This is a genomic window from Legionella sheltonii, assembly GCF_026191355.1.
In the GTDB taxonomy this organism is placed as follows: domain Bacteria; phylum Pseudomonadota; class Gammaproteobacteria; order Legionellales; family Legionellaceae; genus Legionella; species Legionella sheltonii.
In genome coordinates, this window is sequence record NZ_JAPHOQ010000007.1 from 66,876 (window position 1) to 82,338 (window position 15,463).

Below are 15,463 nucleotides of genomic sequence, written 5' to 3' on the forward strand. Positions count from 1 at the left end.
CAAATGACTTGTGTTCTTATATAAGTAATAATGCACTAAAATTGAGATCCTTCAATTCATTGTCTAAGTCATTTATACACTATGAATTGAATATGATGTTGTTAGCTCAAATAAGCTTTTGGAGGAATCTGTTGCAAAAAATTCTACCTCACAGTATCGCTTTATTTTTTCTATTTATTGGTATTTGCTGTGCACAACAACGTGACATTGTAATTACCATTGATGATTTGCCTCTAGTTGATGCGCCCCCCCAGGCCATTGAACAGATGGTCCATAGCCTTGTGAAACATAAAGTTCCTGCAATCGCGTTTATCATTGGCAACCGAGTCAACCAAGAAACCGTAGCGCAATTTAAACTGTTTCAACAAAATGGATTAGAGTTGGGAAATCATACTTATTCCCATTTGAATTTAAAGCATGTTTCTTGCGAAAAATACATTGATGATTTGATTAAAGCAGATGTAATTCTAACCCATTATATGTCAAAGCCTAAATACTTTCGTTACCCATACCTTTCTGAAGGTAAATTGTGGCGGAAAAGTGTTATTCGTCACTATCTCAATGAGAATCATTATATTGTTGCCCCAGTCACAATTGACAGTAGAGACTTTGAGTTTAACGTAGAATTAGTTACACGCCTGAAACAAAATCCATCTGCCTCGATAACTGATTTTAAAACACGTTATCTTGAATATGTTTGGAAACGAACATTAACTGCTGAAAAAAATACTCCTGGAAAACAAGTCTTACTTATCCATGCAAATTTACTAAACAGTTATTTTTTAGATGACTTATTGCATATGTTTGAAGAGCATGGCTATCATTTTATTTCACTAGGTGACGCATTAAAACCGTAATAATATAGGGCTTAAGTCCACTAGAAAAGGCCCATCCTTAGCTTAGAAAATGCCATGCCATGAGCCGACTCGCTGACAATTTGTGCTGTGTTGCCATTTCATTAGGCCTATAACCATGTCGAACTGTCATGGTTATAGGCCCATCGGGGATGGATAACGCAGCGGGCACTTTAACCAAGGCGTAATTTTGCATCACCGAGAATATGTAGCATATCTATCGCAACGGTGGCACCTACTAAAGCAGTTGTTTGAGCTACATCATAGGGCGGAGATACCTCAACAACATCCCCGCCAACCATGTTCAATCCCACTAGGCCCCATAAAATTTCTCGCTGCATTGCAGAGGATAATCCACCGGGCATGGGAGTTCCTGTACCAGGGGTGAATGCAGGATCCATGCAATCCACATCAAGGCTTATATAACATTTTCGATCGCCAACTATTCTTTTTATTTGTTCTACTACACCTTGGCTCTCCATTTGGAAACATTGATTTGCAGTAATTACATGTAATTTGGGGGTTTCTGGAACACTGGTACGAATGCCAATTTGAACAGAAGACTCAGGATCGATAAGTCCCTCTTTAGCTGCGTAATAAAACATGCTTCCATGAGTCAAATGAGGCATTTGAACTGTATCGGTATGTGCATCAAAATGGATTAATGATAGCTTTCCATGCTGACCTGCCAGCGCTTTTATAGCGGGATAAGCAACTAAGTGATCACCCCCCAATCCCAAGGCAAAAATACCGTGTGAGCACAGTTCACTGATAGCGGCTTCAACGTTTTCCAACATATGATTAATTTGACCAGGATAAAAGCCAATATCCCCATAATCAATAATTTTAAATTTTTCATTTAATCGATAGGTATGGGGCCAACAAGTCCCAAGTATACTTAGATAGCATGAAAGATCTCGAATGCTTCGAGGTCCAAATCGTGCACCTGAGCGATTGAAAGTACTTAAATCAAAGGGGACTCCATAAACGGCAAGATCTACACCTTGGAGATTTCGTGTGTACTCCGATCTGAAGAATGTAGTAATGCCTTCATAGGGTACTGATTTCGTTAGTATCGGTTTCTGTGACGCAGGATCATTATTTGACATAATCAACTCATTCCATGTTGTTTGATAGGGGAAGTGCTTATAAATAGACTACGTACTAAATTATAGACCAAATAGAACTGGATATCGCCAGAGGATGATAACTAATAACCAGTCATTTTTAAGAATATAATCCACTATAAACTATTGACCTGATCCCATAATTCATCAGTGATTTGCCGGCATTTTCTTGTGTTGCTCACCAGTGCCTAAACGCTATTTGGCTGAGTCTAGTTGGTTTATGTCATTCATCATAAAGCCAGCTGTTCACATCATTGGCCTTTAGGCAAATAACAGCCCATATCATGCGCGCCTGCTTGTCAAAAACCCAGCATGGATGCTTACAAAAAGAGTTGGCATCGAAATCAAATCAAATCAATTTCTGCTAAGTCACATCAGTTGTAGTTACAAACTCTTTTATTTATGTCAAGATTCTTTCAGTGAAAACTCCCTAGTAAGTACTTAATGCTGAGAAAGTAGCTATGCGAAAAAACTGAATGGGACCAACTACTTTTTAACTCAACTTATAGTTTATGGATTAACTGATGATGATAAAATATTTAAGGGATATAGTCGTTGCGTTTGCATTGATGGGGTGTCACAACGTTTACTCTGGAGGGAGTACGTTTTTTAATGTTTCTGCAACAGGGATTCCAGCCCAAGTGAATCTTACCCTATGCTTAAACGGAAAAAGAGCTGTTTCGTGTCAAAATTATAATGTTTCAGCCTTAACATTAAGTATTCTTACAACCATACCCAATCATACTTATCCACAAGCTGGGATCAAAATAAATACACCAGGCTATGCGCTCTCAGGTTGTCAATTGCAAGGCAATGGATATTGCCTCTTTTCGGTGAGTAACACCAAAGCAGCAATTATTCCGCTGACACCGCCGACATGCCAGGCGGATGTAATTGCTTTTACGCCAACAGTAACCCAAGTTAACAATCCTATTGGTAATACCCCAAACCCCTCACAGCAATTTACAATCAGTATGACCATGTGTAATTCGCAAGGAAAGCCAATTATTCCCAGCGAGAGCAACCCAATCCATGTGGATGTTTATGGTGCACCAGACGGAGTGATTGCGCCAACATCAACAACGACAAGCACTGGATCAGTAACTTTTGCCTACAGTGGCCAAGCATTTCCGAACAACATTTCGATCAATGCTTGGATTAGTGATAGTACCAATAATGGTGCCGCGCTTGGAGTAACCCAGGTGCTAAAACAAAATACGCCACCGTGTACTTATGGCAGTACAAGTTATCAAGTACCATTAGTACAAACACTACCGAATGCCTTACAGATAATGGCTGATGTAGGCTACAATGTGACGTCGGCAACAGATACTCTTACTCATTTCACGATTGATACGGGCTCTTTGGGAGTTATTGTTCCGAGCGATGAGCTTCCTAGAAATCCTAGCGTAATCGGCCCAGGGGCACCGGGTGTTAAATATTATGATAGCAGTGGCAATACTTATTCAGGAAATTACTACCTTGCACCGGTAAGAGTAAAAACAGCCAATGGAACAGTGCAAACTTACCCTATTATGGTTCTTGGAATTGACAAAGCCTACTGTAGTGGCCCCACCACCAGGTCGTGCTATTCAAACCCACCCTTGCCCGATCTGCATTACCTGGGTGTTGGTTTTAACCGAAACAGTACTACCGCTGGAGATTTATTTAACTCGCCTACGGCTAATGCTTTTCTTCATTTAACCAATGCACAAAATGGAACCAATCTAAGTCCAGGTTATTACCTCACCCCAAATGATGGTATGACCGCTACAGGATTAGCTCTGGGAATTACTACCAATAATCAATACAATGTGGTCCAATTAACACCTAACCCAAGCGTGCCGGGAGACTTTTATCCTCAGGCCGGGTGTTACAGTTTTCCCAACTCTCCGCTGCCCAATCAGTTCTGTGGCACAGCGCTTCTCGATGTCGGCATTGACTCGATGTTCATAGACTTGCCCAAAGCCCAATGGCCAGCAGGAACTTATAACTCAAGAGATGAGGTGCCTGCAGGAATAAATATGGCGATTTTAATGGGGGCATTAACTACACCAGCAATGCAATACCATTTTAGCGCAGTTGACGGTAATCCCCCGAGCAATAGTGCAACTCCTACTGTAGTGCAATGGATTGATAGTACAACGAGCGGCCAAATCTTCGTGAATACCGGTCGACGACCATTGTACCTTTACGACTATTTCTACAACGGCCAGTGTGGGCAGGTGGGCTTTAAACAGTTACCATAAATTTGGGGACGCACGAAAATAAATGTGTGCAAAAAGAAATGAAAATTCCGAAGACTCACGCCGATCTGCAGAGAATACCCCTGAACACGTATTTCTGCAAACGGAGCAACATCTTCGGAATATCATTGAACATGCCCCCACCGGCATTGTAACTATGTCTATTAACGGGGAGCTATTGCAAGTTAACCCCGCTTACTGTGAGATTACTGGTTATTTCAAGGAAGAGTTAGAAGGCATGAATTATAGAGTATTGAGCTTGGATGATGATCTCGCAGTAGATAACTATAATGTGCAGCAATTACTTGAAGGAAAAATTAACTCCTATAGGCTTGAAAAACGTTACCTCCGAAAAGATAGTAAAATTATATGGGTACAAGTCACTCGCTCACTCCTAAGAGATGATTCCACGAATAATCCACTTTATTTTATTGCCCAAGTAGAAGACATTACCTTGCGTAAAGAGGCTGAAAATACCCTAAAAACCAATGAAGCTTATCTCAGAAACATAGTCGAGCATGCGCCAGCAGGGATTGTCACTATCTCACTTGATGGTCAATTATTAGATATTAATCCTGCTTATTGCAGAATTACGGGTTACGATAAAGACGAGCTTGAACGGATGAATTATAAACAGCTCACTTATGTTGAAGATTTTTCAATTGATGCATTAAAAGTACACGAATTGCTGGCTGGCAAAATTGCTTCTTATCAACTTGAAAAACGTTACGTACGTAGAGATGAAACGATTATTTGGGTATTGGCAATTCGCTCACTTGTTCGTGATAGTGACACAGATGACCCGTTATATTTTATTGCGCAAGTTGTAGATATTACTGAGCGCAAAAAAGCAGAGCACATGCTAAGAGAAAGTGAAGCACGACTCCGCTCCATTATGGACAACGCACCAATAGGTATGGCTATCCAATCGTTAGATGGTCAATTTTTACAAGTAAACCGTGCACTTTGTGAGCTCACCGGCTATAAAAAGGAAGCGTTAGAAAAATTAAGCCTGGATGATATTGTCTATCCTGATGACTTAGTAAACGAGAGTAATCCAATACAGCGCCTGATTGAAGGCAAAGATCGTTATTATCAAATTGAAAAACGCATCCGTAACAATGGGAGCTTTGCCTGGGTAGAAATTACCCGATCTATTTTGCGCAATACCCAAACGGGTGCCCCATTATATTTTATTGTTCAAGTAGAAGACATCAATGAACAGATACTAAACAGGGAGAAAATTCGCTATCTCGCTTATCATGATATCTTAACGGGTTTACCCAACCGTCAGCTTTTGTATGAACAATTAATAAAGACACTTGCCCTTGCTAAACGGTATGAGCGCATTTTTGCGATTCTGTTTATTGATCTTGATAAGTTCAAAAATATTAATGATACATTTGGTCATGATGTAGGCGATAATCTGCTTAAAGAAGTGACATCAAGATTAAATAAATCCTTTCGTGCTAGTGATCTGCTTGCACGTACAGGAGGCGATGAGTTCATTCTGGTGCTCACAGAAATCAAAGCACCTCAAGACGCAGGGATTGTTGCGGAGAAAACCCTGGAAATCATCAGAAAGCCCATCATTATTTGCAACCAATCCATGCAAATTGGAGCCAGTATTGGCATTGTTACCTATCCTAAACATGGGCATGATATTACTGAGTTAATGAAAAAAGCGGATAGTGCAATGTATACCGCTAAATATGCGGGTGGAAATCAATATCATTTTTATTAAAAATTATTAATTGACTTATTGCAGCCAGGGATCTGCGACGCTATCCCCAGGCGACAAGGCAGATCGATTTAATTACTCTGTAGTAATAATTCCTTAGCATGAGAACGCGTTTGCTCTGTTATGGTCAAGCCTCCCAACATACGCGCAATTTCATCAACTTTTTCAGCAGACTGTAACAAGGAAATCCTGGTAAAGGTTTCTTTATTATCGCTTCGCTTTTCAACCATAAAATGGTTATGCGCTGAGGCGGCAACCTGTGGTTGGTGTGTGACACAAAACACTTGTAACCGTTCACCTAATTTACGAAGCATCTGACCTACTAGGGCGGCTGTAGCACCACCAATACCTACATCCACTTCATCAAACAATAAAGTAGGTGTTGTCCCCTGTTGGGCAGTAATCATTTGTATGGACAAGCTAATTCGAGAAAGTTCACCGCCTGAAGCTACTTTACTGAGCGAATCGAGTTCCATACCCGGATTAGTGCATACTTTATATTCCACTTTATCCATGCCATGAACCTGCATTTTTTCTAGTGGAGTAATTTCGATTTCTACCCAGCCTTTAGGCATACCAAGCTGCTGAATGCTGCCTGTAATTTCCTTAGCCAATTTTTTTGCTTGTCCTTGCCGCTCTTTTCTTAATTTAAGGGCAGCTTCTTCATAGGCGGCAACCAGCTGACGATGTTCTATTTTTAATTGGGCCAATCTGCTCTCGCTGTCTTGCAAAGTATCTAGCTCTTTTTGCAAGTTCGATGCATGCTCATGAAGTTGGCTGCTATCAATATGATATTTACGAGCGAGCTGGTGGAGTACACTCATCCGCGTTTCTATTTCATGTAACCGTTCAGGATCCAGATGGACACGATCCACAAATTGCTGCATTTCATCGATTGCTTCTTCGCATTGAATCAATGCACCATTAATTAATTCAAATGTATTTTTAATCGGTGCTTGTTCTGTTGGTAATTGACTTAGGAGCTGCAGAATCTGATTTAAGCCAGTACAAAGGTTAGGCTCATCTTCGGAATTCAATAATCCATGTATTTGCTGACTTTTTTGCAAATACTCTTTAGCGTGATGCAGCATTTGATGTTCTTGATACAACGTTTCAATTTCATTTTCATGCAAATTCAACGCAGATAATTCTTCAATTTGGAATTGTAATAATGCAATCCTATCCGCTTGCTGCTCCTGCCCCTGCAATACATCAATTTCTTGCTGAATTTTTTGACATTGTTTATAGAGCCGAGCCACCTCTTCCAGCAAGAGCTGGTTCTTGCCATATTGATCTAACTGTTGACGATGTGTTGTATGATGCATCAATGTTTGATGCTGGTGTTGTCCGTGAATATGGACCAGTTTTTCACTTAACTCTTTTACCTTTTGTAATGGAAAAGGTTGGCCGTTAATATAAGATTTGGAGCGGCCTTCGGCATAAATCACTCGCCGTAAATAAATGTCACCATCATCGCATGGAACATCATGCTCTTCTAACCATAGGGCCGGTTCAGAACCTTGCCCCACAAAAAATCCTGCAGTGATGTCACATTTTTCTTGACCAGGCCGAATCACTGAAGCATCTGCTCTATCACCTAATGCCAACATCAACGCATCGATCATAATCGACTTACCCGCACCAGTTTCACCCGTGAAAGCGGTCATCCCTTGAGTAAAATCTAACTCCAGGTGCTGCACAATCGCAAACTGTTCAATGCACAAAGTAGTGAGCATGTTCTATCCTTGATGTTTGGATTCCCAACCAAGCTTTGATCGTAATGTATCATAATAATGATAATCAAGAGGATGCAACAGTCGTAATTGGTGGCCATTTTTTTGAATCATGACCTTTTGTCCAGGTTTTACCATTCTTGACTCATGACCATCACAACTTACTCGCAAATCAGATTCGTTAAACTGGCTGATATGCAGTTCAATATTAGCCTCTCCATCAATAACCAATGGACGTGAACTCAAGCTATGGGAAAACATAGGCACCAAAACGATGGCATTCAAGTGCGGATGCATGATTGGACCACCTGCAGATAAAGCATAGGCCGTCGAGCCTGTGGGTGTTGATAAAATCATCCCATCAGAGCGGTAATGACTGACCAATTGTTGATTGATGTATACGGAAAATTCTACCAGATGTGTTTCCCTTCCACGACCTAAAACCACATCATTGAGGGCATCACCTTCAAAATAAGTATGGTCTTCATCGTATATCCGCGTATGGAGAAGAAAGCGTTTTTCTTCTTCATAATGACCCGTTAAAACCGCACTCAGCTGGGACTCCAACTCATGAGGCAGAATATCGGTGAGGAATCCTAAGCGTCCTCGGTTAATCCCAATGACTGGCGTATCGACCTTAATTGCCATACGGGCTGCTGAGAGCAGACTTCCATCACCGCCAACAACGATAATCAAATCATTTTTTTCACCCATATCTTCTCTGGCTAGGACCGGGATTTTCACCTCAAATCCCGTAGCCGTGTCGATATCTTGATAGACTTGAACATTTTGTTTTTGCAAAAAATCAATCAAACGATATAAGGTTTCATTCACCCCTTGATTCGCCCTGTGCTGGCGTGCATACAAGATGGTCCGTTTGAATTGAACTTTATTCTTCAATATTTGCTGTTCTTGATGCTTTTTTTCGTTCATGTTCTTTCAATGATTTTTTTCGTAACCGGATAGAATCAGGAGTTACCTCAACTAATTCATCGTCATCAATAAATTCCAAAGCCTGCTCTAAAGTTAACTTGACGGCAGGAGTTAATATAATGTTTTCGTCAGAACCGGAGGCACGGATATTGGTTAATTGTTTTTCTTTCGTAACATTCACCACCAAATCATTATCACGAGCATGAATTCCAACGATCATCCCTTCATAACACACGGTTTGCGGTTCAACAAATAATCTACCACGCTCTTGCAAATTAAATAGCGCAAAACCTCGAGCCATGCCCTGACAATTAGCAATCAGCACCCCGTTAGCTCGCTTTCCTATGCGTCCTTTAATAGCTGGACCATAATGATCGTAAACATGGTACATTAACCCAGTACCAGAGGTAGAGGACAAAAATTCATTATGAAAACCGATAAGACCGCGAGTAGGAATCATATAGTCAAGACGTACGCGACCTTTGCCATCGGGAACCATATTTTGTAATTCACCACGACGCTCACCCAATTTTTCCATAATGGAGCCTTGATGATTTTCTTCCACATCTACCGTTAGATGTTCATAAGGTTCTTGTTGTTCCCCATCGACTTCACGAATAATTACTTCTGGTTTACTGATCGCTAATTCATATCCCTCACGACGCATTGTTTCAATCAGAATAGATAAATGCAATTCGCCACGACCAGAAACACGAAACTTGTCTGGATCATCACAATCTTCAACCCGTAACGCCACATTATGTAATAATTCCGTTTCCAAACGTTCCCGAATTTTGCGCGAAGTAACAAATTTTCCTTCTTGACCTGCAAAAGGTGAATCATTTACTTGGAAGGTCATGCTAATTGTTGGCTCATCAACCGAAAGCACGGGTAATCCTTCAACAATATTAGGATCACAAATCGTATCGGAAATTTTGATGCCCTCAATACCGGTAATCGCAATAATATTACCAGCACTGGCTTCTTCCACTTCAACTCGTTCAAGCCCTTTAAAGCCTAATAATTGCAATAAGCGACCTGAGCGAATATTGCCATCTTTATCAATAATCTTCACTGCAGATTTTGCTTTAATTTGTCCGCGAGTAATGCGGCCTATACCAATTGTCCCTACATAAGAGGAATAATCTAAAGAACTGATTTGCATTTGGAAAGGACCATCCGCATCCACTTTAGGCGCTTCTACTTTATCGATAATGGTCTGCAATAAAGCACTCATATCGGTCGCTTCATCTTCCAAATTTAATTTAGCGTAACCATTTAAGGCAGAAGTATAAACAACAGGAAAATCCAATTGGGCATCTGTGGCACCCAAATTATCGAAAAGATCAAAAACTTGATCCATAACCCAATGAGGCCGTGCTCCGGGACGATCAATTTTATTAATCACCACAATAGGATTTAACCCCCGCGCAAAAGCTTTCTGGGTCACGAAACGTGTTTGAGGCATTGGTCCATCCACGGCATCAACCAACAACAATACACTGTCAACCATTGATAAGATACGCTCTACTTCACCACCAAAGTCAGCATGTCCCGGGGTATCAACAATATTAATTTGATGATTTTTCCAATACACACAAGTATTTTTTGCAAGAATGGTAATGCCCCGCTCCTTTTCTAAAGCATTGGAATCCATCACGCGTTCAACTTTAGGTGCTCTCTCATTAAGCGTACCTGTTTGTTGCAGTAATTTATCTACTAGCGTGGTTTTACCATGGTCAACGTGGGCGATAATGGCGATATTGCGAATCTGATCAATCATAAATAACCTTTGAAGGAAAAAGCTGAGTGTTTGTTCATAGATTTGACATTATACATCAATAAGCAGCTAAAACCTATCTGCTTATTGTATTTTAGCAGTAAACTGCACTTATATCCTGGCTATTACCGCTGCCCATCGATCTTTGCCTGGATCCCGCGGGGTGTGGTTTACATAGCAACTCCCTTGCCTCCTGAGATAAACCCGAGAACTGATTTTCGAGATGTATCGAAGATTCAGCGGCTTACACGTAACCAGGCTATAACCGATAACGCTACAAATTACTGCTCTTTAATCTACCAATTATTTTTTAACTGCTAAAATAATAATGAGGGGTTAAAAATAGGGAGTAATTATGAAAAAACTAATTTTACATCCCACTGATATTAGCCAATGGCATGCATTGGTTAATGAGGCGCAAGCCGCAACTCAATTGATACTAACTGAGAATACTGAAAGTTATTTGGTATTTTTATTAATGCGTTTCGCTCAAGGGCCTAAATTGATTGAATCGGTTGTTGCCCTTGATTTTCTGGAGTCCATGCATCGACCAAAAAACTTACAAATGGAATTGTTACGGGATGTGGGTGATAAAAGCTTACTTTTTTGTGGGCTATTCCCAGGAATTGCCAAGAGACGCCATGTCAGCCTTGAGTATTTCTCTGGAATGGGGCAAGCAGCTTACCTCACTATCAGTGAGTTAGAAGGAAAGCATACGGCAGATTTGTTTATTCAACTTAGTGAACAATTCCTTACATTGCAACACGTATTACAAGCCATGCGTGGAGAGGGTGTCGATCTGATTCAATCGGAGCAGGGGATATTATCTTCGATAAGATATACATTACAATAAAAATTTTTGTAGCTGAGGGATACAGCTCCCAGTCTACACTGGCTGTAATCCTCGCAACTTCTACATCAAGTGTCTTTGCATGGCATCACCGTAAACATAGTACTTGTTGCGCTAGTGTTGTTCCCCTTAAAAAACTATCCACCGACTCAATTTATTCCCAAATGCAAGGGTTGAAATCCTTTTGTAAGCGGAGTATTGAATCTAGTGTTTATGTCGATGATGAATATCCGGGAAATGGGGATGAGTATGATATAACGGCTTATGTTTATGCCAATGAGTATGAGGTTCACCAGATGGATCTGTGGGTTGATGCTCATGTTGATGATGCGCATCATGTGTATGTCGATGCTCATGTTCCATTACTTCATGTTGATGAGCATGTGAATGATACTCTGAAAGGTGCAACCAAATTCCAATCCCCATGAAAAGGAATGCAAGAATCTGTTGCAAGCTCACTGACTCATTTAAAAAAATAATTGCAAATCCGGCACCAACAAACGGTGCCATTGCAAAATAAGCTCCAGTCCTGGCCGTACCAATATGGCGTAATCCTAGAATGAACAATAATAAACTGACTCCATAGCCTAAAAACCCCACGATTCCTGCAGAAATTATAAACACCGATGCGGGTAGTATAGCTCCGAAAACCATAGCAATTGTTGTATTGGTTAATCCAGCAATGAGACTTTTGATCATTGCGATTTGCAAGGGATTAGCGGCAGAGATTTTTCTTGTTAGGTTATTGTCCATTGCCCAACACATACACGCTCCGGCGATAAGTAAAGGACCTGAAAAACCTTGATAAGTTAAACTCCCTTTCCATGACAGCATAAAACTTCCAATCACAATAGACATCATGCCTAAAGCTATATTGCGATCAACATGTTCTTTAAATGCAAACCATGCAATTATGGCTGTAAATACCGATTCGAGATTTAACAATAATGAGGCAGATGCTGCAGGAAGTCTCACTAATCCTAACATCAAAAAAACAGGCCCCAAAATCCCTCCAAGCACTACGGCACTACTAAGCCAGAGTATGTCACTGGATCTTAAAGATGCCTCTTTTGCTTTTGATTTAGTTACGTATCGTTGAAAGAAAAATATAATGAATAAACCCACCGCAGACCCAAGATAAAGTAATCCCGCTAGCAATAATGGAGCAATCTTGTCTAATAAAAATTTAGCCGCTGGTGTCGCCGCACCAAACAGTACAGCAGAAAGAATGGCATACCCGTATCCTGGATTGGTATTCGTTTTATTGTTCATAATCTTTATCATAGCTTATAAACAGCACGCTGATTGCTTGCTGGTTCCTAATGCTGAGTTCCGAAATGTTTCTCTAACAACACCATCAATCTAGGGTCTAAATGGAGTAATGATATGGTTTTAAATGGACTATGGTTGTCTATTTCTGATAAGCGAGTGGTACCTGTAATTGACCAGTCCATTATCCATGTCATCGCAAATATTATATGACGTATTGAGATAGCCGATGCCTCAATATCAAGAATATTATCGGTATCTAAATTTAATGTCGCTAAATCGATTTGGGGGAAGAAGTACTCACGAGTTTTACCATTCATTTCGAAATTTAAAGTAATATCATGAAACAATTTAATATTTTTAAGGGGATTATACTCATCTGAGAACGTACTCATAAACACGGACCAACACTTTTGTCCATATTCATTATCTAACACCTCCAGCTCCTGTTCAGTATGTGTACCGTTTGCGGCAAGTTGTGCCAGATCAACCAGTTGTTGTAATTCCATTTTCATATTCTGCTGAAGTGCGATGAGGGTCTTCAAAATAGCCCGACCATCTTCTGCGTGCATTATCGTTAGGCGACTCATTTCATTTACACTCGGATGCTGCAAAACCTGTGGCTTGGTAAATTTATTTAATTGACTCATTGACGTATCAGAGGGCAACAAACTCTCTATCTTTTGGATGAGTACGGCTAACTGATTCATCGCGTTATTTGCACTATTTACAGAGCGGATATTACCTAGCAGCAAGACAGAAAAATCGATTGACGGCACGTCAAACATTACATGATTTCCAAATCCATCCTCTTTAATTTCAATACCTATTTCATAACGAAAAAGTGGGGGCATCAATATCCTTGATTTGTACAACACCTGCGCTATTTCCTGTTTTTTCGCTTGGAATTTCAAATTAAGATAATCGAAATCTGTGGAAGGAGAATCGGCTTCTGTGATTGATTTCATGGCCAAATTTAATAGTTTATCAAGTGGCTTATCCAGATGCGTAATTGTTTTATATGCGGAGTAAACAATCAACTTCGCAGGATTATTAAACGTAATAACCGCCGCGGGCTCAACTCCACTATTTTTCCCAGCAAAACTTAATGAAAAAAAAGCGAAAAAGAAACTTGCCCCTATCCATTTAAATGTTCTATTTAACAACACGCTTGCATCCTCCATAATGAAAAAAACCCTGCCTCCATGCATCAACAACGTGCGTTCAATTTATCCTCAAGAGTTTATGATGAGCGCTCTATACTGTTTTTCGTCAAAGCCCAATGCGATCGTTTTGCCATTTTGTACCAAAACCGGTCTCTTGATGAGTGACGGATTTGCGATAATAAAATCCACTTTTTCCGCCATATTCAATGCCTCATAATTGTCTTTATATTTTCGGTAAGTCGTTCCCTTTTTGTTGACAGGAAGTTCACCTAAATACTCACCCCATGCTTGTATTTGAGCTTTGGTTGGTGGAATTTTTTTTAAATCAATAAACTCATAAGCAATTTTATTGTTTTCTAAAAACGTACGTGCTTTTTTTACCGTATCACAATTGGGAATTGCAAACATTGAAATCATTTTTGCCCACAGGATTGGCTACTCGACAGAAGTACATCTTATAATGGTGCACTAAATTTTTCTAGACAAAACATAAGGAAAAGAGCATGAGATAGAATTATTGATAACATCAATCATTCTGGGAAATAGCGATAATTGAAGACAAGAGTTATTTGATTTGATACAACAATAACAATGAATCAAAATGAAAGCATTCAAATGAGGGAAAATAAATATCCCTTGGCATTACCTTATTTTTCAATTACAACCAACTTATGGAAAAATAAATACCATGCATCCTGCATTCAAAACACAAGGCATAGTTGGGTATAAAGAAAGTCATTTTATTCTCCCTAAGTATGCTTTTAAAAATGGCCAAACATTAACTCATCTTCGCCTCCATTATATCATTGCGGGCACGCCCCAAATAAACAGTCAAGGTGAAATAACGAATGCGGTTTTATTTTTGCATTGGACCGGAGGCAGTGGTAGTGAATTGTTTGCGCGTTTTAAACAGGCATTATTGGCTCCAGGAAAACCTTTTGATGCAAACAAATATTTCTTAATTTTTCCAGACAACATTGGCCAAGGACAATCAAGTAAACCCAGTGATGGCTTACGGATGCAATTCCCCAATTATAATTATCAGGACATGGTCGAACTGCAGCATCAGTTAGTCTCTGACCATTTAAAAATTTCCCATTTAAAAATGATTGTCGGTACTTCTATGGGAGGCATGCACAGCTGGATATGGAGTCAATTATATCCTGAATTTATGGATGGGATTATGCCTATTGTATGCCTCCCGCGAATCATTGATGGACGAAATTTGCTTTGGCGACAAATCGTCATTAACAGCATAAAAAATGACCCCTCTTGGAACAATGGAAATTATAAGACTCCTCCTTATGGAGTAAAAGCTATTTGGCCATTAGTTACGATGATGGTTGACGGGGTTGCTCATATGCAGCAGATTATCCCCACTGTGAAGGAAGCAACTCATTACATCCATTCAGCAATCATGGAGAGCACGAAAAAAGACGCGAACGACATCATTTATGTGATGTCAGCCTCCAGAGACTATAATCCAGAACCTTTGTTATCTATGATTAAAACAAAGGTATTTGCTCTAGATTTCACTGATGATGCTTTAAATTCACCTGAATTTTATCGTATGCCCGCTTTAATGAATCAAGTAAAACACGGGCGATGGATTTTGCAAAAGGGGACAGCGTCTTCACATGGCCATTTTACATTACTCTATCCCGAGTTATGGATTAAGCAGGCAAAACGCTTTGTAACATGGGTTAACCGTTCGGAAAGTTAAAAATTAAACCGTTCATTCTGAACGAAACAGCATGAGGTGTC

The 15,463-nt window shown here is 40.0% G+C and carries 12 protein-coding genes; 5 read left to right on the forward strand and 7 right to left on the reverse strand.

The genetic code is table 11. The features are described 5' to 3' along the window. Positions 1-131: 131 nt before the first annotated feature. Positions 132-857, forward strand: a complete 726-nt coding sequence (locus tag OQJ26_RS09035) for a polysaccharide deacetylase family protein (RefSeq protein ID WP_265703530.1) — start codon at positions 132-134, stop codon at positions 855-857. A 170-nt stretch (positions 858-1,027) separates the two neighbouring features. Here the strand turns inward: OQJ26_RS09035 and speB are convergent, their stop codons facing one another. After that, on the reverse strand, positions 1,028-1,963 hold the full coding sequence (gene speB, locus OQJ26_RS09040) for an agmatinase (RefSeq protein ID WP_265703531.1): 936 nt from the start codon (positions 1,961-1,963) through the stop codon (positions 1,028-1,030). A gap of 542 nt (positions 1,964-2,505) precedes the next feature. Here speB and OQJ26_RS09045 point away from each other — a divergent pair. Both OQJ26_RS09045 and OQJ26_RS09050 read left to right on the forward strand, forming a co-directional pair. Next, positions 2,506-4,230, forward strand: coding sequence for a hypothetical protein (locus tag OQJ26_RS09045; RefSeq protein WP_265703532.1), 1,725 nt, complete (start codon positions 2,506-2,508; stop codon positions 4,228-4,230). Positions 4,231-4,252: 22 nt separating this feature from the next. Next, positions 4,253-5,971, forward strand: a complete 1,719-nt coding sequence (locus tag OQJ26_RS09050) for a sensor domain-containing protein (protein WP_265703533.1) — start codon at positions 4,253-4,255, stop codon at positions 5,969-5,971. A 68-nt stretch (positions 5,972-6,039) separates the two neighbouring features. Here the strand turns inward: OQJ26_RS09050 and recN are convergent, their stop codons facing one another. From recN to typA, 3 genes are read right to left on the reverse strand one after another with little or no spacing between them, the layout of a single operon-like run. After that, positions 6,040-7,704: a DNA repair protein RecN gene (gene recN, locus OQJ26_RS09055; protein ID WP_265703534.1), complete on the reverse strand. Its 1,665-nt coding sequence runs from the start codon at positions 7,702-7,704 to the stop codon at positions 6,040-6,042. Positions 7,705-7,707: 3 nt separating this feature from the next. Then, positions 7,708-8,634, reverse strand: coding sequence for an NAD(+) kinase (locus OQJ26_RS09060; RefSeq protein ID WP_265703535.1), 927 nt, complete (start codon positions 8,632-8,634; stop codon positions 7,708-7,710). Continuing rightward, positions 8,591-10,417 carry a translational GTPase TypA gene (gene typA / locus OQJ26_RS09065; RefSeq protein ID WP_265703536.1) on the reverse strand — a complete coding sequence of 609 codons (1,827 nt, stop codon included), beginning with the start codon at positions 10,415-10,417 and terminating at the stop codon, positions 8,591-8,593. The genes OQJ26_RS09060 and typA overlap by 44 nt, the downstream gene beginning before the upstream one ends. A gap of 352 nt (positions 10,418-10,769) precedes the next feature. Between typA and OQJ26_RS09070 the strand changes: the two genes are divergently transcribed. Next, positions 10,770-11,267 carry a hypothetical protein gene (locus OQJ26_RS09070; RefSeq protein ID WP_265703537.1) on the forward strand — a complete coding sequence of 166 codons (498 nt, stop codon included), beginning with the start codon at positions 10,770-10,772 and terminating at the stop codon, positions 11,265-11,267. Between the two features lie 201 nt (positions 11,268-11,468). On the opposite strand, the gene OQJ26_RS09075 is transcribed toward OQJ26_RS09070, so the two are convergent. The 3 genes from OQJ26_RS09075 to OQJ26_RS09085 all read right to left on the reverse strand — a co-directional run bounded on the left by OQJ26_RS09075 (position 11,469) and on the right by OQJ26_RS09085 (position 14,116). Then, positions 11,469-12,536, reverse strand: coding sequence for a DMT family transporter (locus OQJ26_RS09075; protein WP_265703538.1), 1,068 nt, complete (start codon positions 12,534-12,536; stop codon positions 11,469-11,471). 47 nt (positions 12,537-12,583) lie between these two features. Continuing rightward, a complete protein-coding gene (locus tag OQJ26_RS09080) occupies positions 12,584-13,702 on the reverse strand; it encodes a hypothetical protein (RefSeq protein ID WP_265703539.1) in 1,119 nt (372 codons plus the stop codon). A gap of 66 nt (positions 13,703-13,768) precedes the next feature. Beyond that, entirely contained in the window at positions 13,769-14,116 is a 348-nt protein-coding gene (locus tag OQJ26_RS09085; RefSeq protein ID WP_265703540.1) for an arsenate reductase family protein, read from the reverse strand. Between the two features lie 271 nt (positions 14,117-14,387). Between OQJ26_RS09085 and OQJ26_RS09090 the strand changes: the two genes are divergently transcribed. Continuing rightward, positions 14,388-15,422: an alpha/beta fold hydrolase gene (locus OQJ26_RS09090; protein ID WP_265703541.1), complete on the forward strand. Its 1,035-nt coding sequence runs from the start codon at positions 14,388-14,390 to the stop codon at positions 15,420-15,422. Positions 15,423-15,463 lie beyond the last annotated feature (41 nt).

Coding starts and splice junctions, on each gene's coding strand:
- speB (WP_265703531.1), bottom strand. CDS start 1,963: ATGTCAAATAATGATCCTGCGTCACAGAAACCGATACTAACGAAATCA.
- OQJ26_RS09045 (WP_265703532.1), top strand. CDS start 2,506: ATGATGATAAAATATTTAAGGGATATAGTCGTTGCGTTTGCATTGATG.
- OQJ26_RS09050 (WP_265703533.1), top strand. CDS start 4,253: ATGTGTGCAAAAAGAAATGAAAATTCCGAAGACTCACGCCGATCTGCA.
- recN (WP_265703534.1), bottom strand. CDS start 7,704: ATGCTCACTACTTTGTGCATTGAACAGTTTGCGATTGTGCAGCACCTG.
- OQJ26_RS09060 (WP_265703535.1), bottom strand. CDS start 8,634: ATGAACGAAAAAAAGCATCAAGAACAGCAAATATTGAAGAATAAAGTT.
- typA (WP_265703536.1), bottom strand. CDS start 10,417: ATGATTGATCAGATTCGCAATATCGCCATTATCGCCCACGTTGACCAT.
- OQJ26_RS09070 (WP_265703537.1), top strand. CDS start 10,770: ATGAAAAAACTAATTTTACATCCCACTGATATTAGCCAATGGCATGCA.
- OQJ26_RS09075 (WP_265703538.1), bottom strand. CDS start 12,536: ATGAACAATAAAACGAATACCAATCCAGGATACGGGTATGCCATTCTT.
- OQJ26_RS09085 (WP_265703540.1), bottom strand. CDS start 14,116: ATGATTTCAATGTTTGCAATTCCCAATTGTGATACGGTAAAAAAAGCA.
- OQJ26_RS09090 (WP_265703541.1), top strand. CDS start 14,388: ATGCATCCTGCATTCAAAACACAAGGCATAGTTGGGTATAAAGAAAGT.